26 protein-coding genes and 1 pseudogene are annotated in these 26,205 nt (G+C 67.7%); 10 read left to right on the top strand and 17 right to left on the bottom strand.

Annotated features, from left to right (window positions below; all coding sequences use genetic code 11):
* Positions 1 to 22 precede the first annotated feature (22 nt).
* A complete protein-coding gene (locus G4H71_RS17275) occupies positions 23 to 688 on the top strand; it encodes a winged helix-turn-helix transcriptional regulator (protein WP_072736606.1) in 666 nt (221 codons plus the stop codon).
* A 33-nt stretch (positions 689 to 721) separates the two neighbouring features.
* Here the strand turns inward: G4H71_RS17275 and G4H71_RS22920 are convergent.
* The 4 genes and pseudogenes from G4H71_RS22920 to prpD form a co-directional block, all read right to left on the bottom strand.
* Positions 722 to 865, bottom strand: a pseudogene (locus G4H71_RS22920) (biotin carboxylase N-terminal domain-containing protein); the annotation flags it as partial.
* Positions 866 to 979: 114 nt separating this feature from the next.
* Positions 980 to 2,134 (bottom strand): bifunctional 2-methylcitrate synthase/citrate synthase, encoded by a 1,155-nt coding sequence (locus tag G4H71_RS17265; RefSeq protein ID WP_072736607.1) that lies wholly within the window; start codon positions 2,132 to 2,134, stop codon positions 980 to 982.
* Positions 2,131 to 3,069: a methylisocitrate lyase gene (gene prpB / locus G4H71_RS17260; RefSeq protein WP_072736608.1), complete on the bottom strand. Its 939-nt coding sequence runs from the start codon at positions 3,067 to 3,069 to the stop codon at positions 2,131 to 2,133. The genes G4H71_RS17265 and prpB overlap by 4 nt, the downstream gene beginning before the upstream one ends.
* Positions 3,069 to 4,571 (bottom strand): 2-methylcitrate dehydratase PrpD, encoded by a 1,503-nt coding sequence (gene prpD / locus G4H71_RS17255; RefSeq protein WP_072736609.1) that lies wholly within the window; start codon positions 4,569 to 4,571, stop codon positions 3,069 to 3,071. Before prpD ends, prpB begins: the two co-directional genes overlap by 1 nt.
* A gap of 222 nt (positions 4,572 to 4,793) precedes the next feature.
* Here prpD and G4H71_RS17250 point away from each other — a divergent pair, with 222 nt between their 5' ends.
* From G4H71_RS17250 to G4H71_RS17235, 4 genes are all read left to right on the top strand, one after another.
* Positions 4,794 to 6,209, top strand: coding sequence for a short-chain fatty acyl-CoA regulator family protein (locus tag G4H71_RS17250; protein WP_072736610.1), 1,416 nt, complete (start codon positions 4,794 to 4,796; stop codon positions 6,207 to 6,209).
* A 107-nt stretch (positions 6,210 to 6,316) separates the two neighbouring features.
* The gene (locus G4H71_RS17245; protein ID WP_072736611.1) at positions 6,317 to 7,504 is read left to right on the top strand and encodes an LLM class flavin-dependent oxidoreductase; all 1,188 of its coding nucleotides are present in this window, start codon (positions 6,317 to 6,319) and stop codon (positions 7,502 to 7,504) included.
* Positions 7,505 to 7,972, top strand: a complete 468-nt coding sequence (locus G4H71_RS17240) for a MarR family winged helix-turn-helix transcriptional regulator (RefSeq protein ID WP_072736612.1) — start codon at positions 7,505 to 7,507, stop codon at positions 7,970 to 7,972. It begins immediately after the preceding gene.
* On the top strand, positions 7,969 to 8,646 hold the full coding sequence (locus G4H71_RS17235; RefSeq protein WP_072736613.1) for a CE1759 family FMN reductase: 678 nt from the start codon (positions 7,969 to 7,971) through the stop codon (positions 8,644 to 8,646). Before G4H71_RS17240 ends, G4H71_RS17235 begins: the two co-directional genes overlap by 4 nt.
* A gap of 90 nt (positions 8,647 to 8,736) precedes the next feature.
* Here the strand turns inward: G4H71_RS17235 and G4H71_RS17230 are convergent, their stop codons facing one another.
* The 5 genes from G4H71_RS17230 to G4H71_RS17210 all read right to left on the bottom strand — a co-directional run bounded on the left by G4H71_RS17230 (position 8,737) and on the right by G4H71_RS17210 (position 12,869).
* Positions 8,737 to 9,228: a DUF6069 family protein gene (locus G4H71_RS17230; RefSeq protein ID WP_072736614.1), complete on the bottom strand. Its 492-nt coding sequence runs from the start codon at positions 9,226 to 9,228 to the stop codon at positions 8,737 to 8,739.
* A gap of 75 nt (positions 9,229 to 9,303) precedes the next feature.
* Entirely contained in the window at positions 9,304 to 9,972 is a 669-nt protein-coding gene (locus tag G4H71_RS17225; RefSeq protein ID WP_072736615.1) for a (2Fe-2S)-binding protein, read from the bottom strand.
* Entirely contained in the window at positions 9,965 to 10,777 is an 813-nt protein-coding gene (locus tag G4H71_RS17220) for an ABC transporter ATP-binding protein (RefSeq protein ID WP_072736616.1), read from the bottom strand. Before G4H71_RS17220 ends, G4H71_RS17225 begins: the two co-directional genes overlap by 8 nt.
* Positions 10,774 to 11,871, bottom strand: a complete 1,098-nt coding sequence (locus G4H71_RS17215) for a FecCD family ABC transporter permease (RefSeq protein WP_072736617.1) — start codon at positions 11,869 to 11,871, stop codon at positions 10,774 to 10,776. Before G4H71_RS17215 ends, G4H71_RS17220 begins: the two co-directional genes overlap by 4 nt.
* On the bottom strand, positions 11,871 to 12,869 hold the full coding sequence (locus G4H71_RS17210) for an ABC transporter substrate-binding protein (RefSeq protein WP_072736618.1): 999 nt from the start codon (positions 12,867 to 12,869) through the stop codon (positions 11,871 to 11,873). Before G4H71_RS17210 ends, G4H71_RS17215 begins: the two co-directional genes overlap by 1 nt.
* 368 nt (positions 12,870 to 13,237) lie before the next feature.
* On the opposite strand from G4H71_RS17210, the gene G4H71_RS17205 reads away from it, so the two are divergent.
* Together G4H71_RS17205 and G4H71_RS17200 are read left to right on the top strand one after the other, a co-directional pair.
* A complete protein-coding gene (locus G4H71_RS17205) occupies positions 13,238 to 15,358 on the top strand; it encodes an MMPL family transporter (RefSeq protein ID WP_072736619.1) in 2,121 nt (706 codons plus the stop codon).
* 33 nt (positions 15,359 to 15,391) lie between these two features.
* Positions 15,392 to 17,407, top strand: a complete 2,016-nt coding sequence (locus G4H71_RS17200) for an SDR family oxidoreductase (RefSeq protein WP_072736620.1) — start codon at positions 15,392 to 15,394, stop codon at positions 17,405 to 17,407.
* 72 nt (positions 17,408 to 17,479) lie between these two features.
* On the opposite strand, the gene G4H71_RS17195 is transcribed toward G4H71_RS17200, so the two are convergent.
* The gene (locus G4H71_RS17195; RefSeq protein WP_246442027.1) at positions 17,480 to 18,793 is read right to left on the bottom strand and encodes an HNH endonuclease signature motif containing protein; all 1,314 of its coding nucleotides are present in this window, start codon (positions 18,791 to 18,793) and stop codon (positions 17,480 to 17,482) included.
* A 151-nt stretch (positions 18,794 to 18,944) separates the two neighbouring features.
* A complete protein-coding gene (locus G4H71_RS17190; protein ID WP_072736622.1) occupies positions 18,945 to 19,784 on the bottom strand; it encodes an aminotransferase class IV family protein in 840 nt (279 codons plus the stop codon).
* Between the two features lie 90 nt (positions 19,785 to 19,874).
* Between G4H71_RS17190 and G4H71_RS17185 the strand changes: the two genes are divergently transcribed.
* Positions 19,875 to 20,219 carry a MerR family transcriptional regulator gene (locus G4H71_RS17185; RefSeq protein WP_072736623.1) on the top strand — a complete coding sequence of 115 codons (345 nt, stop codon included), beginning with the start codon at positions 19,875 to 19,877 and terminating at the stop codon, positions 20,217 to 20,219.
* Here the strand turns inward: G4H71_RS17185 and G4H71_RS17180 are convergent.
* Together G4H71_RS17180 and G4H71_RS17175 are read right to left on the bottom strand one after the other, a co-directional pair.
* On the bottom strand, positions 20,173 to 21,084 hold the full coding sequence (locus G4H71_RS17180; RefSeq protein WP_083342966.1) for a ferredoxin family protein: 912 nt from the start codon (positions 21,082 to 21,084) through the stop codon (positions 20,173 to 20,175). The genes G4H71_RS17185 and G4H71_RS17180 overlap by 47 nt on opposite strands.
* 83 nt (positions 21,085 to 21,167) lie before the next feature.
* Positions 21,168 to 21,575, bottom strand: a complete 408-nt coding sequence (locus tag G4H71_RS17175) for a RidA family protein (protein ID WP_072736625.1) — start codon at positions 21,573 to 21,575, stop codon at positions 21,168 to 21,170.
* A gap of 143 nt (positions 21,576 to 21,718) precedes the next feature.
* Here G4H71_RS17175 and G4H71_RS17170 point away from each other — a divergent pair, with 143 nt between their 5' ends.
* Both G4H71_RS17170 and G4H71_RS17165 read left to right on the top strand, forming a co-directional pair.
* Positions 21,719 to 22,327, top strand: coding sequence for a TetR/AcrR family transcriptional regulator (locus G4H71_RS17170; RefSeq protein ID WP_072736626.1), 609 nt, complete (start codon positions 21,719 to 21,721; stop codon positions 22,325 to 22,327).
* On the top strand, positions 22,324 to 23,043 hold the full coding sequence (locus tag G4H71_RS17165) for a YqeB family protein (RefSeq protein ID WP_083342948.1): 720 nt from the start codon (positions 22,324 to 22,326) through the stop codon (positions 23,041 to 23,043). The genes G4H71_RS17170 and G4H71_RS17165 overlap by 4 nt, the downstream gene beginning before the upstream one ends.
* 39 nt (positions 23,044 to 23,082) lie before the next feature.
* On the opposite strand, the gene G4H71_RS17160 is transcribed toward G4H71_RS17165, so the two are convergent.
* The 4 genes from G4H71_RS17160 to G4H71_RS17145 form a co-directional block, all read right to left on the bottom strand.
* Positions 23,083 to 23,460 (bottom strand): VOC family protein, encoded by a 378-nt coding sequence (locus G4H71_RS17160; protein ID WP_072736627.1) that lies wholly within the window; start codon positions 23,458 to 23,460, stop codon positions 23,083 to 23,085.
* A 234-nt stretch (positions 23,461 to 23,694) separates the two neighbouring features.
* Positions 23,695 to 24,204 carry a hypothetical protein gene (locus G4H71_RS17155; protein ID WP_072736629.1) on the bottom strand — a complete coding sequence of 170 codons (510 nt, stop codon included), beginning with the start codon at positions 24,202 to 24,204 and terminating at the stop codon, positions 23,695 to 23,697.
* Positions 24,205 to 24,268: 64 nt separating this feature from the next.
* Positions 24,269 to 25,234, bottom strand: a complete 966-nt coding sequence (locus G4H71_RS17150) for a R2-like ligand-binding oxidase (protein ID WP_072736630.1) — start codon at positions 25,232 to 25,234, stop codon at positions 24,269 to 24,271.
* A gap of 162 nt (positions 25,235 to 25,396) precedes the next feature.
* The gene (locus G4H71_RS17145; RefSeq protein ID WP_072736631.1) at positions 25,397 to 26,176 is read right to left on the bottom strand and encodes an alpha/beta fold hydrolase; all 780 of its coding nucleotides are present in this window, start codon (positions 26,174 to 26,176) and stop codon (positions 25,397 to 25,399) included.
* Positions 26,177 to 26,205: the final 29 nt, after the last annotated feature.

The following is a 26,205-nucleotide window of genomic DNA, read 5'->3' as shown; positions in this document are numbered from 1 at the left end:
GTGATTGATAAAATCAACCACGATGGACAAAGTCAAGCACGACGCGAAGACCGCTCGCTCCTACGGGCAGTTCTGCGGCCTCGCGCGCTCCCTGGACGTCGTCGGTGACCGATGGACCCTCCTGATCGTGCGGGAGCTTCTCCCCGGCCCCATGCGCTACACCGAACTGAAGACCTCCCTCACCGGAATCGCGACCAATCTCCTGGCTGATCGGCTGAGGACCATGGAGGTGAACGGGATCGTCGAGCGCCGACTGGAAGAGTCGGGCGTCGCCTATGCACTCACTCCCCGAGGCGCGGATCTCCGCGAACCGATGGAAGCGCTCGGGCGATGGGGCACTCCGCTGCTGATGACGGGGCGCGGCGACGACACGTTCCGCCCGCGCTGGCTGACTCTCGCACTGCCCGCCCTCCTCCGCGGCGTCACCGCGACGCCCCCGGTGGAACTCGGGATCGAGATGGACGGATTCCTTATGGTTCTGCGCGTCGACGAGGACGGCCCGAGCGCATTCGTCCCGCCCGATCAGCCGGGCACGATCTTCAGCGCCGCGCCGGACATCGTCATCGGACTCGCCGCCGGCGGCATCACCATCGACCGCGCACTTGCGCTGGGGAATCTGCAGGGAGACGAGCGAATCCTTCGCGAGGCGTTCTCTCCCGATGATCGACGAGGTCACCCGCTCGGGTGATGACGAACCCGTCGTGTCAGTTCAAGACGGCGAGGAGGTCTCCGCCTTCGACCTGTGCAGAGAGTTGCGGTCCTCAAACGGAAACACCGCCACCGTCCCCGCACCCAACTCATAGGCAGCACGAAAAGCACGAATCGCGATCTCACCACGATTGGCAACAAGAACCTTGGAGAACAACGGGGGGTACCTCTCGGAACAAGTCGGGATGACGGCAGGAGAAGAGTAGGAAGCCCCGGGGCGCGGAGGCAGTGACGCCCGCAACCAGGCCCCGGGGCAGTTCGAGACGAGCTGTCAGGCGACGACGGAACGCTGTGGCACGCCGTGGTATTCGCTCAGCGGCCGGATCAAGGCGTTCGACTCGCCCTGCTCGATGATGTGTGCCGTCCATCCGGTGATCCGACTCATGACGAAGATGGGCGTGAACACCTCGATGTCGAAGCCCAGGAGGTAGTACGCCGGTCCCGTGGGGAAGTCGAGGTTCGGCTTGATCCCGGTCGCATCGTTCATCACGGATTCGAGAGTCTCGTAGATCTCGACCCACTTCTCGCCGCCCGTACGGGCGGCGACCTCGACGAACGCCTGCTTCATCGTGGGCACCCGTGAGTCGCCGTTCTTGTACACGCGGTGGCCGAAGCCCATCACCTTCTCCTTGCGGGAGAGCTTGTCCCGCATCCAGCCCTCCGCCGCGGCAGGTTCGGCAATCTCGAGCATGTCGTGCATGACGGCCTCGTTCGCGCCGCCGTGCAGCGGCCCCTTGAGCGCGCCGATCGCCGCCGTGACGGCACTGTAGATGTCGGACAGCGTCGAGGTGACAACCCGCGCCGCGAACGTCGAGGCGTTGAAACTGTGCTCGGCGTAGAGGATGAGCGAGACCTCGAACGCCTTCACCAGCTCGACGTCCGGCACCTCCCCGAACGCCATGTTCAGGAAGTTCTCCGCGAATCCGAGCTCGGCGCTCGGAGCGATGGGATCGAGCCCGCGGCGGCGGCGAAGGTCGGCGGCCACCACCGTGGGCAGAACCGCCATCATCCGCAGTGCCTTCACCCGATTCGCCTCGGGCGAGTTGTCGTCCTCGGCCGGGTCCTCGGCACCGAGGTAGCTGATCGCGGTGCGGACCACGTCCATCGGATGACAGTTGTCCGGAAGCTTCGACACGAGTGAGAGCAACGAGCGGTCCGCACCCCGGGAGGCGCGCTCCTGCTGACGGAACCGATCGAGCTGCGTTTCCGACGGCAGCTCTCCGTTCCACAGCAGGTAGGCCACCTCCTCGAAGCTGCAGTGCGCAGCCAGATCCTGGACGGCGTAACCGCGATACGTCAGCGAGTTGGTCTCGGGAACGACCTTGGAGATGGCCGTGGTGTCGACCACGACGCCGGCCAGCCCCTTGTAGATGGTGGGAATCTCGGCGGACGTGTTCGCGGACGTCGGAACGGCTGTCTCGGTCATCGCTGCTGCCCCTTACCTTGCCCCGTGTCTGCACGGAGGGTGAAGTTGAAGATGCCTGAGTCGAATTCGTTGTAGCGCTCGTAGTCGAGAAGCTCATACAGCCGGCTGCGATGTTGCATCCGGTCCAGAAGCCCTGCCTGGGTACCGGTCTCGGCGATCTCGCGTAGTCCCTGCTCGGCCGCGAACATGGCGAGCCGCAGGGTGGTGACCGGGTAGATGACGGCGTTGTAGCCGATCTGCTCGAGAGTTTTCGCAGGAACGAGCTCGGACTTGCCGAACTCGGTCATGTTCGCCAGTAGCGGCACGTCCACCGCGGCCCGGAACTTCTCGAACTCCGCCTCGGTGTGCAGGGCCTCGGTGAAGATGAGGTCCGCTCCCGCGTCGGCGTAGGCCTTCGCCCGCTCGATCGCGGCATCGACACCGTCGATCCCCGCCGCGTCGGTACGTGCGCAGATCACGAAATCCGGATCGCGGCGAGCGGACACCGCGGCCCGCAACCGGCGCACCATCTCACCGGTGGGAACGACAGCCTTGCCGTCGAGATGCCCGCAACGCTTGGGGTTGACCTGGTCCTCGAGGTGCAGCCCGGCGATGCCGGCGTCCTCCATGACCGTGACCGTGCGGGCCGCGCTCATCGGTTCACCGAAGCCGGTGTCGGCATCGATGAGAACCGGCAGATCGGTGACCCGGGCGATCTGCTGTCCGCGTCCCGACACCTCCGTCAAGGTGGTGAGCCCGATGTCGGGTAGACCCAGATCCGCCGACAGCACGGCTCCCGAGACGTAGACGCCCTCGAAGCCGATCTCCTGGATCAGCTTGGCCGTCAACGGATTGAACGCACCGGGGAACTGCTGGATCGTGCCCGAGGTCAGCCCGGCGCGAAAGGCGGCGCGCTTGGTCGACGCGGGTGTGTCGGCCGCGATCAGGCCGGACATCAGAAGAGGCCCTTCGGCAACTGCGGTGCGCGAGCCAGGACGTCGTCGGTGACGGTGAACGTGAGCTGGTCGAGCTCGCCCGCCTGCAGATCCGCGGCCCGTTGTACGACGTCGAGGAAGCGATCCTGCTCGGCCGGCGCGGTGACACCGTCGGCGAGGATCCGGAACTTCTCGATGTACTGTTCCCGCGCGAACGGACGGGCGCCGAGCGGGTGGGCATCGGCGATGGCGAGTTCGTCGACGATGACCTCGCCGCTCTTCAGGGTGATCTCCGCGCGAGCCCCGAACGCCTTCTCCGCCGGGTCGGTCGAGTGGTAGCGGCGCGTCCACTCCGGGTCCTCGGCCGTGGAGATCTTGTTCCACAGCTCGACGGTGTCGGGACGCTGCGCCCGCTCCGGGGCGTAGGAGTGTTCGTGATGCCAGGTGCCGTCCTGGAGTGCCACCGCGAAGATGTACATCACCGAGTGGTCGAGGGTCTCGCGGGACGCCTTCGGATCGAACTTCTGCGGATCGTTCGACCCGGTGCCGATCACGACATGGGTGTGGTGGCTCGTGTGCAACACGATCGACGCGATCTGGTCGAGGTCGCCGACGCGCTCCCGCATCCGCCGGGCCAGGTCGATCGGAGCCTGGCTCTGGTACTCCGCCGAATGTTCCTTGGTGTACGAGTCGAGAATTGCCCGCTTGGCCTCTCCCGGCCCGGGGAGCGGCACGGCGTACTCCGCCTTCGGGCCGCCGAGCAGCCACGCGATGACGCCGTCCTCGCCCTCCCAGATCGGCGACGGGGCACCTTCGCCGCGCAGTGCTCGATCGACTGCCTCGACGGCCATCTTTCCGGCGAAGGCCGGTGCGTAGGCCTTCCAGCTGGAGATCTCGCCCTTACGCGACTGCCGGGTCGCGGTCGTCGTGTGCAGTGCCTGGCCGATCGCCTGGTAGACGGTCTCGGTGTCGAGACCGAGCAGGGTGCCGATACCGGCAGCCGCGGACGGGCCGAGGTGCGCGACGTGGTCGATCTTGTGCTCGTGGAGGCAGATGGCACGGACCAGGTCGATCTGGATCTCGTAGCCGGTGGCCAGTCCGCGGATCAGGTCGGCGCCGGAGCGGCCGGCGTGCTGGGCGACGGCGAGGATCGGCGGAATGTTGTCGCCGGGGTGGGAGTACTCGGCGGCGAGGAACGTGTCGTGGAAGTCGAGTTCGCGGACGGCGACGCCGTTCGCCCACGCCGCCCATTCGGGGGAGAAACGCCCGCCGACTCCGAACACCGTCGCGCCGGGCCGGTACGGGTGCGCCTGCGCCTGGGCGCGGGCGTTGGACACCGGACGGCGGGTCAGCGACGCCGCCGCGACCGACGCGTTGTCGATGATGCGGTTCACCACCATGTCGGCGGTGTCGGCCGGCACGTCCACCGGATCCGTGGCGACCTCGGCGATCCGCCACGCGAGGTGCTCGTCCTTGGGGAAGTCCTCGGCGGACCGGTGGGTGCGTACGAGATGGGTCTTCACTGTCGCTTCGCCTCTTTCGCTGCTGCTCGTTCGGGAGCGGTGCACGGCCGGGACGTATCCCGAGCTCCTGTTCGCAGCGTATGCAGAGCTCTCACACATGGGAACCCACTGAATATGCGTATTTTTGCGGTGTGAGTGGGGAGAATTTGCAAATATTGCAAACGTCTATGCTCGTCGTGTTCCTGCTCCCCACCCGGTGGGGCCGACGCCCGGGAGGACGTGATGCAGAAGATCTACGGTGGCCCGCGGCTACGTCGTCTGCGCGAAGAACGCGGCATCACCCAGCTGGCGCTGGCCCGGATGCTCGACCTGTCCGCGAGCTACGTCAATCAGCTCGAGAACGACCAGCGCCCACTGACCGTGCCGGTCCTGCTCAAACTCGGCGCCACCTTCGATCTCGATCCGCAGTTCTTCGCGGCCGACACCGACGCCCGTCTCGCGGCCGACCTACAGGAAGTGCTCGCCGAGACCGGATCGACCGTCACGACCGGAACCATCGACGAACTGGTCGCTCGCATGCCGGACGTGGGCCGCACCCTGGTGTCGGTACACCGACGCCTGCATGCGGCCACCGAACAACTCGAGCAGTACAGCGCGCACATGGCCGCACCGGCGCCGCCCGATCTCACGATTCCGATGCCCTTCGAGGAAGTCCGCGACTTCTTCTACGATCGCCGCAACCACATCGCCGAACTGGACGATGCGGCCGAGCGGATGTTCTCCGATCACCGGCTCGAACTCGGCTCGCTGGACACCCAGCTGGCCGAGATACTCCTGGGCGAGCACGGCATCTCCGTCCGGATCCGCACCGATCCGCCGGATCAACCGGGCCCGAAGCGGCTGTACGACAAGGAGAACCGGGTACTCACCCTGTCCCGCCGGCTCACCCCCGGCCAGCGGGCGTTCCAGCTCGCGACGCAGTTGGCGTTCCTCACCCAGCGGGACACCATCGACACGCAGGTGGCCCGTGCCGCCGACCTCACCGCGAACTCCCGTGACCTCGCCCGGATCGGGCTGGCCAACTACTTCGCCGGTGCCCTCCTGCTGCCGTACACCCTGTTCGTCGACGCGGCCGAACGTCTGCGCTACGACATCGAACTGCTGGCAGTGCAGTTCGACGTCGGTTTCGAGACGGTCTGCCACCGGCTCTCCACCCTGCAACGGCCCACCCGTCGTGGCGTGCCTTTCTTCTTCGTGCGGACCGACCGTGCCGGGAACATCTCCAAACGACAGTCGGCCACCGCCTTCCACTTCTCCCGGGTCGGCGGCAGCTGCCCGCTCTGGGTGGTCCACGACGCGTTCGCCACCCCGGGCCGGATCCGGCGACAGATCGCACAGATGCCGGACGGCCGGACGTATCTGTGGATCGCGCGCACTACCGACGACGGCGGACAGGGCTTCCACACGCCCGAGCGGATGTTCGCGGTCGGTCTCGGCTGCGACATCACCCACGCCCGCCACCTCGTGTACTCGGACGGCCTGCAGCTCGAGGACCCGGAGGCCGCGGTACCCATCGGCGCCGGCTGCAAGGTGTGCGAGCGCACCGACTGCGCGCAGCGCGCCTTTCCGCAGATCGGCCGCGCCGTGGCGGTCGACGTCGACGTCAGCGGCCGGCTCCCCTACCCGCCGAGGTACTGACCGCCGAGGTACCAGCCAGCTGCATCGCCACACCCGCACGATCACCGGGAATACATGCAAACGCATAGGAGTTGTCCCGTACGTAACCACCCAGAGGGAGGCAACCCATGCAGTACGGAATCTTCTCCGTCAGCGACGTCACCCGCGACCCGGTGTCCGGGTACACCCCGAGCGAGGCGGAACGCATCAAGGACGTCGTGACCATCGCGGAGAAGGCCGAGGAGGTCGGCTTGGACGTGTTCGCCGTCGGCGAGCACCACAACCCGCCGTTCTTCTCCTCGTCCCCGACCACACTGCTGGCGCACATCGCCGCGCGGACCGAACGGCTGATCGTCAGCACCTCGACCACCCTGATCACCACGAACGACCCGGTCCGCCTGGCGGAGGAGTACGCCATGCTGCAGCACCTCAGTGGGGGCCGCATGGATCTGATGCTCGGCCGCGGCAACACCGCCCCGGTGTACCCGTGGTTCGGCAAGGACATCCGCGAAGGCCTCGAGCTCGCCCTCGAGAACTACAACCTGCTGCACCGGCTGTGGCGCGAGGACGTGGTGGACTGGGAAGGCAAGTTCCGCACGCCACTGCAGGGCTTCACCTCGACGCCGAGGCCACTCGACGACGTACCGCCGTTCGTCTGGCACGGCTCGATCCGCAGTCCCGAGATCGCCGAACAGGCCGCGTATTACGGCAACGGGTTCTTCGCCAACAACATCTTCTGGCCGAAGGGGCACTTCAAGCGGCTCATCGAGTTCTACCGGCAGCGATTCGAGCACTACGGCCACGGCACGAAGCAGGAGGCGATCGTCGGACTCGGCGGCCAGGCGTACATCGCCCGGAACTCGCAGGAAGCGAAGCAGCAGTTCCGGCCCTACTTCGACAATTCCCCGGTCTACGGCGGCGGCCCACCGATGGAGGAATACATGGAGGCCACCCCGCTGAGCGTGGGCAGCCCGCAGGAAATCATCGACAAGACGCTCGAGTTCCGGGAGAGCTTCGGCGACTACCAGCGGCAGCTGTTCCTCATGGACCACTCGGGACTTCCACTGAAGACCGTGCTGAACCAGCTCGATCTGCTCGGCGAGGAAGTGGTCCCCGTCCTGCGGAAGGAAACCGCGGCCCGGCAGGCACCCGACACTCCGGACGCCCCCACCCACGCCGCACTGGTACGCGCGAAGTACGGGGACGGCCCGGTCCGGGAGCCCCGGCCGAACGCGAACCGCGGCGACAACGTCACCGGGTCCTCCCCCTATCAGGACAGTGACCCGGACGTCGTCACCGAGTACCCGGAGCTGTAGGTGTCCGAGCGGGCACGGCGGACGAACGCCGCGTGGGAGGCGCTGTTGCGCGCGCAGGTCACCCTGATCCGGCAGTTCGCCGCCGACGACATCTGGGGCGAGCTGTCGATGCGGGAGTACGACGTGCTCTACACCGTGTCGAAGAACCGCGGCGGAATGCGGCTGTCCGAACTCAACCGCGCCGTCCTGCTCAGCCAACCGGCTCTGTCCAGGCTCGTGGACCGGCTGGCCGAGCGGGGCCTGCTCGAGCGCCGACCCGACCCGGCGGACGGTCGTGGCGTACTCGTCCACCTCACGGACGAGGGCAGGCGCCTGCAACGCCGGGTCGGCGGCCGCCACGCGATCGCGGTGGACACGGCCGTCGGCTCGGCACTGACCGACGAAGAACTGACGACGCTGCAGAACCTGTGCGACCGGCTCGCCGCCGGCCGCACCGACGCAGACGACACCGAACGGAGGAATCGATGAGCAACGAGACCCGACTGAAGCTCGTGGTGGTCAACGCGGGGACCAGCGACCCCTCCTCGTCCCGCATGCTCGGCAATGCGATTGCGGAGAAGACCCGCGCACTCGCCTCCTCGGCGGGCGAGGACGTCGAGGTGCACGTGATCGAACTCCGTCCGCTCGCCGGTGACATCGCGAATGCGATCGTCTCCGGGTTCCCCGGAGGCACGTTGCAGGAGGCGATCGATCTCCTCGCCGGAGCCGACGGGCTCGTGGTGACCACACCCGTCTACAAGGCGGGAGTGAGCGGACTCTTCAAGTCGTTCGTCGACGTCCTCGACAACGACCTGCTGCTCGCGGTTCCCGTGGCGCTGGCCGCGACGGCCGGAACCTCCCGGCACGCACTGGTCCCCGACGACCAGATGCGGCCGCTGTTCGCCTACATGCGAGCGTTGACGGTACCGACCTCGGTGTTCGCGGCGCCCGAGGACTGGGGGAAGTCCGCACTGTCCGAACGGATCGAGCGGGTCGCCGGCGAACTCGTCGCACTGATGCGGGCTCGGGTGCATCGCAGCATCCTCGACGAATCGTGGAACCGGTACCAGCATCAGTTCGGCGGCAACGCTTCCCGTGCGGAGAAGAACACCGACGACATCGTGCTCGACACGGACATGATGCGGCTCGCAGCCGGGGGTTGATGCACGATACGGCCACGCGCGGGCGGGGCGATGTCGGTGGACATCACCCCGCCCGTCGCGGTGGACCGCCTGCTCACGTGCACTGCCCTCTCACTGTTCGGCGGGCTCACTCACCCGGCGGTGCAGCAGTTCCAGCGTGCCTACCACGAACAGGGCCACCACCACGTGCATGACGCTCAGTGCCGCCATCGTGGCACCGTCGGTGTCCGCCGAGACGGACCCGGCGATGGTCGCCAACGCGAACACGGCACCGACCGCCTGCGCCACCCGCAGCGGCCACGCCTTCCACAGCGACAGGAGTGCCGCGAGTCCGATGCCGACGGCCATGGGCACCGCGCTCGACGAGGCCACCCCCATCGCGTCCACGGTGTGGACGGCGCCGCCGTCCTGAATCTCGAACGACGCCCCGACCAGGTGGCCGAGTGCCCACACGACGAGGTTGACGACGGTGGCGCCGACGACGGCGATCACCACGGTCTGCCACCTGCCCAGGCTCGGTGACGGTGCGGTGACCTGCTGCGATGCGGTACCGGCCGAGATTGCGTGTCCGACGGTCGCAGATGCGACCCGGTTCTCCGACATGACCTTCTCCTCTGCGACGACTCACGTGCCTCTCACGCGATGTCACCCAGCTTTCAACCTGAACAATGGTTGAGGTCAAGCCCGCAGCGAAGAAAGTTTCTCCCGCCGAATCTCGGGTGACTGCCGCGGGCAGCTGACGCACTTCCCCGAGCCGGGCGTCTCGTAGATCAGGCAACAGGAAGAACGTCTCGTGTACCGGATGCGGCCCCACCTGTCGTGGATGTCGACGAAACGGGGCATCGGCGCCGCGGCACCCGCCGCCCGCATGTCGGCGACCACCTTCTCCGCCACCTCGGACGCGCGGTCCCTGTCCCCGGGCGAGCCGTCGAACGACCGGTTCGCCACGGAGTCGGTGGTGATCGCCCACAGAGCCCGCGGCGACGCACCCGAGACCTCCGCCAACACGTCGATCAGCGGGGTCAGCGCGGCGGTGAGCCGGGCGCCCAACTCCGCGGGCGTCGTCGTCCTCGTGGTGAGCATTCCCCCCAGATAGCCGTTCTCACGCAGGAAGCACTGTGCGGGTGACATATCCGGATCAGGGATCGGGCGACCGGCGAGGACGGCGGCCAGGCGTTCCGCGACCAGGGTCGACGACGCCGAGTACCACCAGAGCGTTCCGTTGACCCGGGCGTCGTCGCTGCCCCATCGTCGCGCGGTGTCCTCGACCCGCCGTCGCATCCAGTCGGGGTCGAGCATGTCGGTGGCCGGAAACCACGAGACCTGTTCGCCTGCACTCTCACTCATCGATCAGGCTCCCGTCGTCGACCAGACCGAGCACGTCGAGGGTGCGGCGCGGCGTGGTCCGCACGTGAGCACGAATGCCGAACACCTCGGCCAGCAGTCGGTCGTCGAGCACCCGCACCGGGTCGCCCGTCCCGACGACAGTGCCGTCCGAGATCACCGCGAGCGCGTCGCAGTACTCGACGGCCAGGCGTAGATCGTGCATCGTCACGACCACGGCCATGCCGCCCGCGGCGAGGTCACGGAGCAACGCCATGATGGTGAGCTGGTGCCGCAGGTCCAGGTGATTGATCGGCTCGTCGAGCAGGAGCACCTTCGGTTCCTGAGCGAGCGCCCGGGCGATCGACACCCGCTGCCGTTCCCCACCGGACAGAGCCTGGACGTCGCGGTGAGCGAAGTCGGACAGGCCCACCTGTCTCAGGCACCGTCCGACGACGTCGTCGTCGTGCTCGCCCGGCCGGTCGAGCCAGCCACGGTGGGGCGAGCGCCCGAGCCCGACCGACTCGCGCACGGTGAGACCACCCGACGTCGGCGGCTCCTGGGTGCTGGTGCCGACGAGCCGGGCCAACTCACGGCGACCGATGCTCTCGGCGTCGCGTCCGAGGACGAGCACACCACCCGCGGTGGGTGCCAGCGCACGGTAGGCGCACCGCAGAATGGTCGTCTTGCCGGATCCGTTGGGCCCCACGAGCGCGAGCACCTGCCCCGGGCTCGCGGCCAGGTCGATGCCGTGCAGAACCTCGCGGGAGCCCAGCCTGGCGCGCACGCCGGCCAGGCGCAGCGCCACCGTGCCGACCGTCGTCGTCATGACTCCACCTTCCGATACTGCCGGAACAGCATCCACACGAAGACCGGCGCTCCGACGAGGGCCGTCACGACGCCGACCGGAACCTCGACGCTGCTCACGAGTGAACGCGCCAGGGTGTCGGCCGCGACGAGGGCGCAGGCACCGATCAGGGCCGCCACCGGCAGCAGGCGCACGGCGCGGGCCCCGACCAGGTACCCGGCGGCATGCGGTACGAGGAGCCCGATGAAACCGATACCTCCGGCCACCGACACCGCCGCCCCGGCAAGCACCGACACCCCCAGCAATTGCAGGATGCGGAACCGGCGCACGTTGAGCCCCAGGGCGGTGGCGCCGTCGTCGCCGGTGTGCAGCAGGTCCATCCGGTGCGCGGTGAGCAGGATCGCGGTCCCGATCACCAGCAGGGCGATACCCGGCACGATCGCGGTACCCCACCGGGCGTCGCCGAATCCGCCCGCCAGCCAGTGCAGGATCACCCCGATGTGCCGTTCGTCCGCCACCACCAGCAGGACGAACGTGATGAGCGCCGAGAAGATCTGGGCGAGAGCGACACCCACCAGGATCACCGCCGTCGGCTGTGGATACCGCCCCCCGATCGCGAGTGCGAGGAACAACGGGATCATCGCCCCGACGAAGGCGGCCACCGGGATCGTGAACGCACCCAGCACACCCGCACCCACGCCGAGAACACTCACCAGCACCACACCGAAACCCGCACCCGAGGAGACCCCGAGCAGATACGGGTCCGCGAGTGGATTGCGCGTGACTGCCTGGGCGACACCGCCGGCCAGCGCCAGGGCCGCACCGACCGCAGCCGCGGTGATCGCCCGGGGCAGCCGGGAATCCACCACGATCGATTCCCGGGCCGCCGACCACCACGGCTCGAACGAACCCGGCGCGATCCGGTGCGCGATGATCGCCCACACGTCCCCGATCGGGATGCGGACGGATCCGAACGACACGGCGAATCCGGTCACCACGGCCAATGCGAGGACGAGCCCCACGACCAGTCCCGCAAACCCCCATCTGCGCGGACCGGTGCCGATCTCGTCCCGTGCGGTCTCGCCGGGCGATCGTCGCTCGAGCAGCGAGGTCATCAGTCCTGCATTCGCTCGGGATGCAGGGCGGTGGCGATGGTCTCCACCGAGGTCAACAGGCGCGGGCTCTCGAAGAAGTCGTCGAGCGGCACGACCACGAACCGATCGGCCTGGACGGCAGGAGTGGTCGCCATGATCGGCTGCGTCTTCAGGAAGTCGATCTTCTGCTGCGCGGTCTCGCTGCCGTAGTCGAGGACGACGATCGCCTCGGGAGCGCGTTCCCCGATGACCTCCCACGTCGTCTTCGAGTACGGACGATCGCCCTCGGCGAAGATGTTCTCGGCACCGGCGTGGTCGGCGATCAACTGGCCGACGCCGACGCCACCGATGGTCAGCACGTCGTTCATGCCGGAGTCGAAGAAGAACGTGGGCACCGGGGTCACCCCGTCCAACCGGGTCCGGAAGTCGTCGAGGCCGGACGTGACCCGATCACTCACGGCCGTCGCCTCGTCCGGGACACCGAGGATCTCGCCCAGTTGGCGGTAGTCCTCGACCAGCAGATCGACACTGGGGAATCCGTCTCCGCAGTACTCGGAGAACAGGAACGTCGCGATGCCCTTCTCCTCGAGCGCGTCTCGGGAACGTCCGGCCTTCTCGTCGAACGCACTGCGCATTCCCCCGACCACGAGGTCCGCGTCCAGATCGAGAATCTGCTCGGCGGTGGGGTACTCCTCGGCGAGACCGGTGATCTCGTTCCACTCGTCGGCGAGCTCGGGCAGCGGTTCGGCGTCGGCGTAGCCCATGCCGACGATCCGGTCGCCCACACCCATCTCGAGGAGCACCTCGGTGACGTGGTCGTTCATCGTCACGATCCGCTGCGGCGACGCCTCGAAGGTCTGGGTGCGGTCGCAGTTGGTGACGGTGACCGGATCGTCGAACGCGGCGGTCTCGGTTCCGGCCTCGACGGCCTCGCCCCGGGAACACCCGGCGAGGGCGAGCGCGACGATCGGAAGCAGCACGGCGATCTTCCCGCGGTGCGATGCCCTGGGTGACTTCATGTGAACCTCATTGCGGCTGGGGAGCCACGAACGAGAAGACCGACAGCGCTGGGCACCACGGTCGAGCGCGGAACCGACAGCGCATGCAGGACTTCCCTCTCGTAGTCCACGACGAAAAGGATGTCGCACACCGCGGTCCGGGTGATCGGGCTCACCACCGAGCTGGATGCTGGTGGCCTACCGTTGCGGGTCAGCGCCGGATTCGGACCGGACTTCCCCCGGACGTGCGGTTGCACGTGCGTGTACGAGTATGCCGGATTCGCCGAGACGTACGTCACGGCCCCCGCCCTCCGCCCCGCGAAAGTCGTTATCGTCGGCAATCGTGCCCGCGCGTTGCGGGACCGCCCGGAGCAGAACGTAAGGAAGTCATGACACGGTGGGCCGGATTCGTCGTCGCGCGCAAATGGTGGGTTCTCGGGCTCGTCGTCCTGGTCGCCGTTCTCGCCGGGATATGGGGTAGCGGAGTCTTCGGGAAGATGAGCCAGGGCGGGTTCATCGACCCGGGAAGCGAGTCCGCCGAGGTGGCCCGGATCACCGAGGACACCCTCGGCCCACAGACTCCCGACATCATCGCCCTCTACACCCCCGAGAACGGGGAGACCCTCGACGACATCGGCCCGCGGGTGACCGCCACACTCGACGAGTTCGCCGGGAACGTGTCCACCCATTCGGTGTCGTCCTACTGGTCGGGACCACCTCAGGTCGCGCAATCGCTCCGCTCCGAGGACGGCACGACCGCGGCCGCGGCGATCATCCTCGATCACGACTCGGGCGTGACGATGGGGAACTTCAACGACCTCCTGCCCCAGCTCGAGGTGGACGGCGTCGACGTACAGTTCGCCGGAAACTCGGTGGTCGGCGTCGCGTTCACCCAGCACCTGCAGAACGATCTCATCAAGGCCGAGGCAATCGCGTTGCCGATCACCCTCGTGCTGCTGTTCTTCATCTTCGGCGGGCTCGTCGCGGCCGCCGTACCCGTGTTCGTCGGCGCGATGGCGGTGTTCTGCGCGCTGGCGATCCTGCGCCTGCTCACTCTCGTGACCGACGTCAGTTCGTTCGCCGTGAACGTCGCGTCGCTGCTCGGGCTCGGTCTCGCCATCGACTACGGACTGTTCGTGGTCGGGAGATTCCGGGAAGAACTGGCCAACGGTGCCACGCCCGCGGAGGCGACGACACGGACCGTGCTCACCGCCGGGCGCACCATCGCGTTCTCCGGTCTGCTGCTGGTGTGCGCGTTCGCCGGGATGCTCGTCTTCCCGCAGGGCGTGATCAAATCACTCGGATTCGGTGCCATGGCGGCGGTCGCCAGCGCCGCGGTGCTGTCGTTGACGCTCGTGCCGGCGCTGCTGGCGATTCTCGGGACGCGGATCAACTCCCTCACGTGGCGCAAGGGCGCCGCCGATCGCGGCGAGGCCCGCGCCCGCAGATTCTGGACGGCCGTCGTCACCAAGGTGATGCGACGGCCCGCGACGATCGCCGTCCTCATCGTCGGCGCTCTCCTGCTCATGGCGTCGCCCCTGCTGAAGGCGTCGTTCGGTGAGGTGACCTATACGGCGCTCCCCGAGGACGATCCGGCACGCGTCGCCACCGACATCTTGACCCAGGACTTCCCGACCACCGGCAACGGCGCCACACTGATCCTGCGTTCGACCGACGACACCCCACCGAGTCTCGAGGACGCGTCAGCGGTCGCTCGTCAGGCGGGCGAGGTCCCCGGGATCGGACAGGCGTCCGTCCTCGGCTCCCGGGGTGACCTCGTCGCCATCTCGGCTGTCTACGCCCAGGGCGTCGAGACGGCCGCGCAGAGCGATGCCGTGCGCGACCTCCGGGCGATATCGCCACCGGCCGGCACGGAACTGCTGGTCGGCGGCGGGCAGGCGACCGTCGACGACGGCAACGCCGCGATCACGGCGTGGCTTCCGGTGATGATCGCGATCATGGTGGTCTCCACCCTGCTGCTGCTCTTCCTCGCCTTCGGCTCGGTCGTGCTGCCGATCAAGGCCGTCGCGATGGCGGGGCTCAGCCTCGCCGCGACGTTCGGCGCGCTCACCTGGATCTTCCAGCTCGGCCACGGCGCGGAGTTGCTCGGCATCACTCCCGCCCCGCTGGAGCCCACCTTCGTCGTGCTGATCCTGGCCGTGGTCTTCGGGCTGTCCACCGACTACGAGGTGTTCCTCATGTCACGAATGGTCGAGGCCCGCGCCGCAGGCGCGAGCACCGAGGAGGCGGTGACCTTCGGGGCGGCCCGTACGGGCCGGATCGTGACCGCGGCAGCCCTCCTGTTGATCGTGGTGACCGGTGCATTCACCATCTCCGGGCTGTCGATCATGCGGTTCCTCGGTGTCGGCATGATCATCGCGCTCATCGTCGATGCGACGGTGGTGCGCATGCTGCTGGTGCCGTCACTGGTGAAGCTGATGGGCGAGGCCAACTGGTGGGCCCCGCGCTGGATGAAGCGAGTCCACGAAAAAGTCGGGATCGGCCACTAGTGCCATGACCTTACTTTGAAGTAAGTTACAGATATGTCCACCTACATCGTCACCGGCGGAACCGGGTTCCTCGGCCGCAACGTGCTGCCCCTGCTGCTCGAACGCGACGCCGACGCCGAGATCCACGTCCTGGTGCGTAGTGCATCAGTGGGCCGGCTGGACCGGCTCGCCCGCACCATCGACGGGGGTGATCGGATCCATGCGCTGGTCGGCGATCTCACCGCACCGGGGCTCGGTGTCGACAATCCCCCCGCCGCGGACCACGTCCTGCACCTGGGAGCGATCTACGACCTCACCGCGGGCGAGGACCAGGCCGCCACCAACGTCGACGGCACCCGCTCGGTGATCGCCCTCGCCCAGGAACTCGGCGCCACCCTGCACCACGTCTCGTCGATCGCCGTCGCGGGCAACCATCGCGGCACGTTCGGGGAGACGGATTTCGATCTCGGCCAGGGCTTTCCGACTCCGTACCATCGCACGAAGTTCGAAGCGGAGCGGCTGGTCCGTGAGGCCGACGGCCTGCGCTGGCGGGTGTACCGACCGTCGGCCGTGGTCGGGAACTCCGTGACCGGCGAGATGGACAAGATCGACGGGCCCTACTACCTGTTCCCGTCACTGAAGACGCTCGGCCGACTGCCGCGTGCCCTCCCGGTCGCCGTTCCCGACCTGGGTGCCACCAACGTCGTGCCGGTCGACTACGTCGCGGCCGCGATCGTCGAGCTGATGCACCAGCCGGAACGGGACGGACAGGCGTTCCACCTCGTCAATCCGCGGCCACAGCCGGTACGCGAGATCTACGCGGCCCTCGCCGAGGCGTCGGGCGCCCCGAGGCCGGTCGCCGATCTGCCGGGTGGGCTGGCCAAGCCGTTGCTTTCTCCCCTTCCGGTCCGCTCCCTCGAGGGCGGACGCAGGGCCGTCCTCGAGCGGGCCGGTATCCCGCCGGTGCTGCTCGACAATGTCACCCTGCCCACCGAGTTCGTCAACGAGGACACCCGGAAGGCACTGCACGGTACCGGGATCGACGTGCCGGCATTCGCCGAGTACGCACCTGCCCTGTGGAGCTACTGGCGCCGCAATCTCGATCCCGGACGTAAGAAGGAAACCCGTTCGGGGAGCGATCTCGGCGGGCGCGTCATCGTCATCACCGGCGGGTCCTCCGGCATCGGCCGCTACTCGGCCATTGCGGCTGCAGCCAAGGGAGCGACGGTACTGCTCCTCGCTCGCCGCTCGGAGGAACTCGACGCCGTGGTCACCGAGATCCGTGATGCCGGTGGCTCCGCGTACGGGTACACGTGCGACATCACCGACACCGAGTCGGTCGACCAGACCGTCAAGGCGATCCTGGACGAGCACGATCACGTCGACATGTTGGTCAACAATGCGGGACGGTCGATTCGTCGCGGGCTCTACTACTCCACCGATCGGCTGCACGATTTCGAACGGACCATGGCGGTCAACTACTTCGGCGCGGTCCGGATGGTGCTCGCCCTGCTCCCTCAGATGCGTGAACGCGGGTTCGGTCACATCGTCAACATCTCCACCGCGGGCGTCCAGGCGCGCACACCGCGATTCTCCGCCTACGTGGCGAGCAAGGCCGCGCTCGACGGCTTCACCGACGTCGCGGCTGCCGAGACACTCTCCGACGGAATCACTTTCACCACGATCCACATGCCTCTCGTGGAGACCCCGATGATCGCCCCGACCGGGAAGTACAACGTCGGGCCGATCACGTCCCCGGAGAAGGCGGCTGCGATGGTGGTGCGCGCGTTGACCGACCGACCCAAGCGCATCGACGTACCGTCGGGCACCCTGGGCGAACTCGGGCATGTCTTCGCGCCCGGCGTCAAGGACCGGGTGATGCACCAGTTCTACCGTGCATATCCGGACTCGCCCGCCGCGAAAGGTGAGTCACCCGCCGCCCCGGCGCAGCCGCCCACGACCTCGCCCGAGACAGCGACCACGACGTCCAGGCCCCGCCCGCACCGCTCCAGCCCGGTCGGCAAGGTGGCACGCCGCCTCGCCAGGTTGGTTCCGGGAACACACTGGTGACCTGAGAGAGGATGTTCCGCAACACCTCCGGCGGTGATTTCTCGAGCGGTGATTGCCCCGGCAGTCGCCCGCTCACACCGGGCGGAGCCGGGGTCTCGCGTTGTCGTTGCGGCATGCGCCTCTGCGACCATGCGGTTTTCGTCGACCTGCGGCTGAGGTGCGGACGGCTATCGCTTCCCGAGCCGGGTCGACGCTCGCCGGTGGGGTGAACACCGGGTGCCTGGTCTTGCCGATCGCCACTTCCCAGTCCGTGGTGTGCAGTAGCCGGTGGTGGGTGCCGCAGAGCAACACGAGGTTGTCGAGGTCGGTGGGTCCGCCGTCCGCCCAATGCCTGATGTGGTGGCCCTCGCACCAGGCGGCGGTGGCTCCGCAGCCCGGGAACGCGCAGCCACCGTCGCGGGCGGCGAGCGCTGTGCGCTGGGCCCTGGTGACAGTGCGGTGGGTACGTCCCACACTCAACGGGGCACCGTGCTCATCGAGCACGATCGCCGTCACCTGCGCGTCACACCCCAACAAGCGGGCGGTGTTGATGGTCAATGGTCCCATCCACGGCGACCACGCGATACCCCGCACATCGGCAAGACCAGAGAGGTCAGCGACATCAGCAGGATCACCAGGATCGGCGGGGTGCGCATCTGTGTTGTCGGCCGGCCGTGTTCTGCGGGCATACTCCTCGCGCCGGTCCTGGCCCAGATCCCGCGCATGCACGTGCACCGACAGATGCGGACGCTCCCCACCCTCGACCCCCAACTCGCCGAACGCGAGCAGCATCGACAACAACTGGGCGAGCCCGTCCGCGCGGCGTCGGGACGGTGTGCGCGGGTCACGTGTCCCGTCCGCTGCCGGGTGCGGCGCCGAGAATTTCGACAGGGCGGTCAACAGCATCTCCCCCGTGACCGCGTCCACGTCACCACGAATCGCGACCCGACCATTCAACGTCTTCGACACATACAGCTCGTTACGGTCGGTGTCCTCCGACGCGGGCTGGTCATCGGATTCGAAGATCGCCTCCAACTTCGCAACCGCCGCCCGCACCCCGTCGGTACGCGCCAACGGCCCGTCCGCCGCCGCCAGCAACGCCGCCACACACCCCGGCAACGCCTCCGCAGGCATGCCCTTCGGGGGCTCCGTGCAGAACCGGACGATCAGCAACGCATGCTCGAACGCGATCCGACCTGCATCGAACGCCTCCGCCACCGCGGGATGCTCGGCCAACCCGGCACCGAGTTCCACGATCCGCCCCGCCGCACCCGGCGACACCACCGTCACCGACGACAACCACCCCTTCGTCGACGCGAAACCATGATCCACCCGCGTACACCGGCGCTCGACCTCGGCGACCACAGCCACCCGCTGCGCCTCCCACACCGCGATCTTCGCGCTCAACGCGACAGCGTCACACAACAACTCACGACTGGTCCGTTTCCGGAAACGATCCCCCTGATACCCCATGCACGCACATTACCTCGAAAGAATGTTCGAATCAAGGTCCGCTCGAACCCGTAGCGACGCGCCTGTACACCGCGGACGGCCTCCCTCACGGTTGCACCGGGGGCTCGTTCTCGTACGCGTCGCGCAGCACCTTCACCAGCGCGGAGGATCCGGCGAACGGCGTCTCGCCGATTTGCCGGACCTCGATTCCGGCCGTCCAGGAGTTGATCACCGCGGCACCTTGATATGTGGAAAGTTCCTGCACACGAACAGTTTCGGTACGCTGCTCGATTCCCACGGACTCGAGTCGGCGTTGCAGGATGCCCATCCTGGTTCCGGTGAGGATCTCGGCACGCGGCCACACCACCGCCTCACCGTCCCAGAACGCGAGGTTCCAGATGGAAGCCTCGCTCACGCGTCCTTCACGATCGACGAACGCCGCATCGTCGAACCCCTCGTCCCGGGCACGGCGCATGAAGTAGGTCTTGGCGCCCTCCCCGACCTGCTTGATCTCGGGCATGAACCTCTCGTGCTCGAAGATCCCGAGAGCGAGCGGGCCCTCCGGTCCGGACGAGGGCGGCCCCGTCCGGACCATCGTCCTCAGCAGTGGCTCGACCGGCTCGTTGGTGAACTCACGGTGAGAGTCGAAGACCGTCATCGTCAACGACAGGTCCGGCGGAGCCGAGGCCAGGGCGGCCCGCAGATCGGAGCGAACCCGTTCCGGGGCGAGCTCGGCACCGAACAGTCGCCGAGACGCATCGACGACCCGATCCACGTGGAGATCGAGCCCTCGTACGGCGCCGTCCCGGACCTGCATCGCCGTGAAGTGGGCGAAGCCACCGAACGCGACCACACCGAGTGTGTCGAGATCCGTCGGCCGTCCGTCTGTCAGTACGGAATCCAGTAGGGAGTCGGTTGCACCTGTCACGATGTTCGCTGCACTCATAGGATCGAACGTAGGCCGTGACATCGGTGTCAAGGTCAAGCCCGACGGCGGATCGACGGACGTCGAGCTTCGTCACCACCAGGGGAATACATGCTCATCGGCGAACTCGCACGAAAGACCGGCACCTCACCGCGGCTGCTCCGCTACTACGAACAGCAGGGTCTACTGGACGCGAGCCGTCAGCCGAACGGCTACCGCGACTACGCCGAGGACGCGACGGAGGTCGTGCACCGAATCCGGCTCCTTCTCGATGCGGGCCTGAACACCGAGTCCATCCGGTCACTTCTTCCGTGTGTCCACGGTGACGATCCGAGCATCGAACTCTGCTCCGAGGTAGACGATCTGCTTCGCCGCGAGATCCGAGAGGTCCGGGAACAGATCGAGTTGCTCACTCGTCGGCAACGGAACCTGGAGCGTCTCGTCGAGGGGCCGTAACGCCGACCGTCGAAGCAGTCCGGACGTCGACGGCGACCAACGCCGTGACCGGTTTCGACGCCGCGCCGCAGCTCGCGGGCCGTGGCTCGAGTACCTGATCGACCATGTTCACGTCCCAGGACCTGCCGTCCGCGTGGAAGACGGTGGTACCGCGCACCGTGAGCTCCTCCGCATCTGCGGATTCCCTCCCGCGCACTGCGATCTCGGCGACCTGCCCGGCGGCGGGCCAGGTACTGCGTCCACGCAGACCCTCCGGATACACGGCGCCACGCGCAGCCCACCGCAGCACGTCGAGACTCGCCGCGGGCGCGAGCCGGCCGTAGGTGTATCCGGTCGGCAGCACGATCATCGACGGAGCGAACCGGTGTCCTCCGGTGTGCGAGCACTCCCAGACCGCGTCCCCGAACTCCCCGGCGAGGGCGGCAGCGACCGGCCGGCCGAGGACGGCGCAGCAGCGGTCGCGTTTACCGTGCGCACACACCAACGCGACGGGCGTCGTCTGCAACGCACCGATCCCGGGTGCCGGACCGCTCATCCGGTCGAGTGGAAGGTCCAGCAGGTCGGCCAGGTGGCCGATCTCGAGTCGTTCACACCAGGACGTTCCCGGCTCGGTGTTCGCGAGCAGTACCGTGCGCCGCGCACGCGTGTACTCGACCCGGCCGGCACGCCGGATGAACAGCAACCGGATCCCGGCCGCGTCGGCACGGGCGGACAGTTCAGCCGCGAGGTCCGCACCGAGTGCGGCTCCGTCGAGCACGTCGCGGCCCCACCCACTCGGCATCTCGAGGCACACCCACCGGGGCGCATGCGCGGCCGTACCGGGTAGCGGCTCGTCCGCGGAGGACAGTGCCGAACAGGTCGGCATCCCACTGCTCTCGGTCGTGACGGTCACGGCTTCATTGTGCCCACCCGGCGTCCGGTCTCCGCCCCGAGGTCGGTGTACGGAGATTACTCGGCGACCGCGGCGACGGCCTCCACCTCGACCAGTTGATCGTCGTAACCGAGGATCGTCACGCCCATCAGCGTGCTCGGCACGTCATGGTCGGCGAATGCGTCACGGACCACCTCCCACGCCGCCACGAGATCGTCCTGGGAAGTCGTCGCCACCAGCACCCGGGTGCTCACGACGTCCCGGATCGAGGCACCCGCCTCGGCGAGGGCCACACGGAGGTTCTCGACGCACTTCGCCGCCTGGGCGCGGTAGTCGCCGATGCCCGCCGTGGTGCCGTCCAGATTCAGTGGACACGAACCCGCCAGGAATATCAGGCGAGAACCCGCCGGCACGATGGCCGCGTACGCGTACTCCGCGGCGTCGGACAGGGCGTCGGTGCGGATGAGCCGGACGGCACTGCTCACGAACGATCAACTCCTCGTCGACGGCTCGGCGAGCGGTGCGGCCCGGCGGGTACGAAACGTCGGCAGTTCCATTGTGACGCCTGTGACGCCGAGCCCGGGGGCGTATCATTAACTATTCAGTCAGTTAATGATACGATGTGCGCATGGCACGCACCGTCGATCCGCAGCGCACCGCGCAACGTCGCAGCGCGATCACGCACGCCGCGGCGACCTTGTTCGCCGAACAGGGTTTCGAGCGCACATCGGCGGCCCAGATCGCCCGCGCCACCGGGCTCAGTTCGGGCAGCGTCTTCTACTACTTCCCCGACAAGGCGGCGGTGTTCCGCTCGATCTTCGAGCAGTCGATCCCCGAGCACACCGCCCTCGTCTCCGGGCACATCGATCGCACCGACTGCCTCGACGCCGTCCTCGATCTCGTCGAGACACTGGCAGGCGAGTCACTCGACCCCGTCGCGCCGGGATTGATGGTGGAGTTGCTCCGCCGGATAGATCAGGATCCCGAACTCGCACAGGTCGTCGCGGAGGACGCCCGGATCAGCACGGACGCGGTGACCACGCTTCTCGCACGCGGAATCGCACTGGGGCAGATCGACCGAGCACTGGCTCCCGAGGAGACCGCACGCTGGATCCTCTCCATCGTCGACGCCGCCTTCCTGAACGCCGACCCGGACGAACCGCACGACCCGCGCCCCCTCCTGCGCAGAACCGTGTCCCGCCTGCTGCAACCGAATCGAACGGAGAACCCGACGTGACGCACGAACCGACGTCGCACGATCCGAACCTCACCGAACCCACCGTCCTGAGGTTCCCCGCCGGATGGCTCTGGATCTTCGGAATCGTGGGCGTCGCCGCAGGATGTGGGATCGGGTTCGCGATCGGCCCGGTCGGCCGCTGGGCGGTGGACACTCTCCCGTCCCTCCCCGGTCCGCTCGAGATCGCGATGACCGTACCGGCGGTGTGGCTGGTCCCGGTCGCCTCGGTGCTCGGGTTCGTCGGCGGTCTGGCCCTGTTCGACATCGCCCGCAAGGAGTCCCTGACTCTCACCGTGGCCGCCGACCACGTGGAACTCTCCCAGGACGGGCGTGAGCAGTACGTGCCCCGCACTCGCATCGGCGCCGTGTTCCGCGAGGACGACGACCTCGTCCTCACCGACCGGAACCGGCGGCCCCTGGCACGATTCGGAGCAGGCGACCTGTCCGGCCCGCGGATGGAGACTGTCTTCCGCGAACGCGGATATCCGTGGATCGAACGGAACGATCCTCTCGCGACCGAGTACACGAAATGGATGGACGGGGCGCCGGGCATCGACGAGGCCGTTCACACGCTGCTGCGGGCTCGCCGCCGCGCACTCGCCGACAAGAAGGCGCGCGACGTCGAGGAAATCGACGAGAAGCTTGCCGAGCTGGGCGTGAGCGTGCGGGACCGCAAGGACGAACAGCAGGTCCGCGTCCTCGCCCGACGGGACTGACACCCGCCCGACAGGACCGACACCCGCGACACCGTCCGATCAGAATGTGTGGTGTACGGCTTCCACGTTGTGGCCGTTGGGATCCCGCAGGAAGACCGCGTAATAGCCGGGGTGATACTCGGGCCACACCCGGGGCGCGTGCAGAACCTCGATACCGGAGGCGACCGCCCGCTCGTGGACCCCGTCGACGGCCTCGCGGCTCGGCGCGGAAAACGCGAAGTGGAGTTCCTGCTGCACGCCCCGCGCCCCCTCGTGAAGCCAGAAGAACGGGTGGCCGGCACTTCCGAAACCCACGAGGGCACCGGACGGCGTCTGTACCCGCTGCAACTCCTCGAGCCCCACCGGGGCGAATGCGTCGAGATAGAACTCGACCGAGCGCGCGATGTCGGAAACGGGAAAACCGAAGTGATCGATCATGTCCCGACCGTAACGTCGGCCACCGCAGCTCCGAGCACGTTCTAGTGAAACCGCTCCCCACGTGCGAGTTGCGCAACGAACTTCTCGATCCGCCGGGCTCGAGCACGCCGGGAGCCGAATCGGCATTCTCCGACAACCAGTCCCGGAACGCGTCCTGGTCACCGAAGTACTCGGTGGGCAGGTCATCGGTCGGCGTCACGCCTCCACATCAACGGTCGGCATCACGCCTCCACATCAACGGCGCGTGAGCGCACGCGTCCACACCCGCAGATAGCCCTGAGCGAGGTAGCCGAGAGTTCCCAGGGCCAGTACCCATTTCGCCGTACTCACCACGGTGGTGGCCCGGACGGTCGAATCGGAAATGGCGTCCCGATGGTCCAGCAGATACAGGCCCACTGCGTTCTCGATGTAGTCCCCCGCGGCCGAGGCGACCGGGGCCACCGCGAGTGCGGTGCGAGTCGCCGGGGACAACGCGGTGAGTTCACCGAGCCTGCGCCCGCCGATGCGCAGCGCCGTGCCGTAGATCGCGGGGTGGACGAGGTCGAGGTGATAGTGCCGGCGATAGCGAGAGATACCGGCCGCGTCCATCGACCCGAGGATCTCGCGGTAGCGCCGCGCCGACCACGCCGTCTGCACCTCGAGCACCCGAGGCGCCGAAGGGCCGAGCACCTTGGCGATCAGGGCCTGCGACACGACGAACGCGGCGGACCAACCGACGAGCTTGCGATCCAGTGAAGTCACCATCCCTCGATCATGCGGCATCCCCGTGGGCGGTGAACAGATCGGCGTGGACAGATCGGCGGACGGTTCAGCCCACCACCCTGGTCAGTTCTTCGGCGTCCTCCGCACCGAACCGGTCCTCGAGCGTCTCCGGCGAGTAATCGAGATCGATCTCCTCGAGCGGGCGACCTCGCGCGGATTCGATCGCGGACAGCCGCCGCTGCGCCCGATCGGCCGCGTAGGCGACGAACTCCTGGTTGTCGAACCCGAACGGGTCCACCTCGAACTGGTCGTCGACCCACGCGATCATGCCCAAGGCCAAGGGCATGAGTTCGCCCATCCGCTCTCCCACGGCTTCCCAGTTCCGGTCGTCCGCCGCCACGTGCCTGCGGCACGTGAACGTCCCCCACGCCATGTGCCGGCGCTCGTCGTCGGCGATACGCCGCACGAGTTCCTGCATTCCCGGCAGGATGCCTCGTTGCACGCACATCTTCTGCCAGGCGTAGTAGCCGGTGAGAGCGAGCGACCCCTCGATCACGTGGTTGTAGGTGACCGACGCCCGAATCTGGTTGACCGGGCTCGGATCGGACTCGAGTACCCGTAGCGACTCGGGCAACTCCTCGTAGAACAACGTGCGGTAATAGGGGTTGTCGGCGACGAAGGGATGCAGGTCTGCGGTGAGACCGACCGCGTCCATCCACAGCCGGAACACCTGGGTGTGTTTGGCCTCCTCGAAACAGAACTGCGCCAGATACATCTCGTCACCGAATCGCCCCTCGGACGCCATTGCCGTCATGAACGGCTGGATGTCCTGGGTGACGGCTTCCTCGCCGGCGATGAACTGCGCGCACAGGTACGTGGCACTGCGCTGCTGCTCGCTGTTCAGTTCGGCCCAGTCCGCGGCGTCCTGGGTGAAGTCGATGTCGCTGGGATTCCAGAACTTCGCGTTCCCCTTCGTGAACAACCGGAGCGGAAACGAATCCCAGTTCAACCCGCCCGAGCGCAACGAGCTGAACCCTTCCCTGGCGGGCGCTTTCGGTGACGCGGTGGTCATGACGAACCTTCTTCCCGACGTGCCGTCCTCTGGTCGAGGCTCCTCCTTGACGCTAGTCCAAATCGCGCTCGATCGTGAGTCAAGTCACACGTCGATTTCGGGGATTCGTACACTCACCGATACATCGACCCTGGGCCTCGGGTTTCGCCGCCCTCCCCGCCCCTACGGCCGGCTGAGGAACGGCAGCACAGCGGAGACGAAATCACGATGGCGGTCGCGGTGGATACTGTGCCCGCATGCGAAGGGCACCACGGTGCATTCGGGGATCGCGGCGACCGCGGCGTCGAGACGGGCGGCATCGACCATGCCGGTCGGTCCGCCGCTCAGGAACAGCGTAGGTGCCGCGATCCGGGGCAGTCGCTCCCACCACTGCGGATCGGGCGTACGGAACTGCGCGAGGGCAGGCCCGGTCATCGAACGGTCGAACGCGACCACGGCGCGCGGGCTCCGGATCAGGCTGGTCGTGGCGTGCCACAACTCGACAGCCGACGGCAGCCGTCGGGTGAACGTCTGCTCCGGGTCGCCCGGCCGCAACGGCAGCGGCGCCTCCTCGATCACCAGTCGGCGCACCAGATCGGGCCGGGTCTGCGCGACCAGGGACGCGGCATGACCCCCGAGGGAATGGCCCACCAGGTCCGCGCGGGCGATGCCGAGGGTGTCGCAGAGTTCGGCGACGTCGGAGCCGAACTCTGCGAATCGATACGACGCCGCACGGGCACTGCGCCCGTGCCCACGCAGGTCCATGGTGACCACCCGGCGCCCGACGCCTGTCAGTTCCCGGGCGAAACGGTCCCACGTGCGCCCGTCACCGCCCATACCGTGCACCAGAACCACCGGCACGTCGTGCGCGGCGGGTCCGGAGTCCCGGTAGGCAGCCGGCCCGAAATCGCGATACGCGATGTCGAGTCCGGCGCGGGGCAGGGTCGTCGTGCTCGTATCCACGACAGTCGAGCATATGCCCGGCGGTGTGG

Source organism: Rhodococcus triatomae, from assembly GCF_014217785.1.
Lineage (GTDB): Bacteria > Actinomycetota > Actinomycetes > Mycobacteriales > Mycobacteriaceae > Rhodococcus_F > Rhodococcus_F triatomae.
Note: the sequence above shows the minus strand (reverse complement) of the source record. Positions and strands in the feature narration are given on the sequence as shown.

What these genes read in the sequence shown, in the direction of transcription:
- G4H71_RS17275 (WP_072736606.1), top strand. Translation starts at nt 23, where the DNA reads ATGGACAAAGTCAAGCACGACGCGAAGACCGCTCGCTCCTACGGGCAG.
- G4H71_RS17265 (WP_072736607.1), bottom strand. Translation starts at nt 2,134, where the DNA reads ATGACCGAGACAGCCGTTCCGACGTCCGCGAACACGTCCGCCGAGATT.
- prpB (WP_072736608.1), bottom strand. Translation starts at nt 3,069, where the DNA reads ATGTCCGGCCTGATCGCGGCCGACACACCCGCGTCGACCAAGCGCGCC.
- G4H71_RS17250 (WP_072736610.1), top strand. Translation starts at nt 4,794, where the DNA reads ATGCAGAAGATCTACGGTGGCCCGCGGCTACGTCGTCTGCGCGAAGAA.
- G4H71_RS17245 (WP_072736611.1), top strand. Translation starts at nt 6,317, where the DNA reads ATGCAGTACGGAATCTTCTCCGTCAGCGACGTCACCCGCGACCCGGTG.
- G4H71_RS17235 (WP_072736613.1), top strand. Translation starts at nt 7,969, where the DNA reads ATGAGCAACGAGACCCGACTGAAGCTCGTGGTGGTCAACGCGGGGACC.
- G4H71_RS17230 (WP_072736614.1), bottom strand. Translation starts at nt 9,228, where the DNA reads ATGTCGGAGAACCGGGTCGCATCTGCGACCGTCGGACACGCAATCTCG.
- G4H71_RS17225 (WP_072736615.1), bottom strand. Translation starts at nt 9,972, where the DNA reads ATGAGTGAGAGTGCAGGCGAACAGGTCTCGTGGTTTCCGGCCACCGAC.
- G4H71_RS17220 (WP_072736616.1), bottom strand. Translation starts at nt 10,777, where the DNA reads ATGACGACGACGGTCGGCACGGTGGCGCTGCGCCTGGCCGGCGTGCGC.
- G4H71_RS17215 (WP_072736617.1), bottom strand. Translation starts at nt 11,871, where the DNA reads ATGACCTCGCTGCTCGAGCGACGATCGCCCGGCGAGACCGCACGGGAC.
- G4H71_RS17210 (WP_072736618.1), bottom strand. Translation starts at nt 12,869, where the DNA reads ATGAAGTCACCCAGGGCATCGCACCGCGGGAAGATCGCCGTGCTGCTT.
- G4H71_RS17205 (WP_072736619.1), top strand. Translation starts at nt 13,238, where the DNA reads ATGACACGGTGGGCCGGATTCGTCGTCGCGCGCAAATGGTGGGTTCTC.
- G4H71_RS17200 (WP_072736620.1), top strand. Translation starts at nt 15,392, where the DNA reads ATGTCCACCTACATCGTCACCGGCGGAACCGGGTTCCTCGGCCGCAAC.
- G4H71_RS17190 (WP_072736622.1), bottom strand. Translation starts at nt 19,784, where the DNA reads ATGAGTGCAGCGAACATCGTGACAGGTGCAACCGACTCCCTACTGGAT.
- G4H71_RS17185 (WP_072736623.1), top strand. Translation starts at nt 19,875, where the DNA reads ATGCTCATCGGCGAACTCGCACGAAAGACCGGCACCTCACCGCGGCTG.
- G4H71_RS17180 (WP_083342966.1), bottom strand. Translation starts at nt 21,084, where the DNA reads ATGCCGACCTGTTCGGCACTGTCCTCCGCGGACGAGCCGCTACCCGGT.
- G4H71_RS17170 (WP_072736626.1), top strand. Translation starts at nt 21,719, where the DNA reads ATGGCACGCACCGTCGATCCGCAGCGCACCGCGCAACGTCGCAGCGCG.
- G4H71_RS17160 (WP_072736627.1), bottom strand. Translation starts at nt 23,460, where the DNA reads ATGATCGATCACTTCGGTTTTCCCGTTTCCGACATCGCGCGCTCGGTC.
- G4H71_RS17155 (WP_072736629.1), bottom strand. Translation starts at nt 24,204, where the DNA reads ATGGTGACTTCACTGGATCGCAAGCTCGTCGGTTGGTCCGCCGCGTTC.
- G4H71_RS17150 (WP_072736630.1), bottom strand. Translation starts at nt 25,234, where the DNA reads ATGACCACCGCGTCACCGAAAGCGCCCGCCAGGGAAGGGTTCAGCTCG.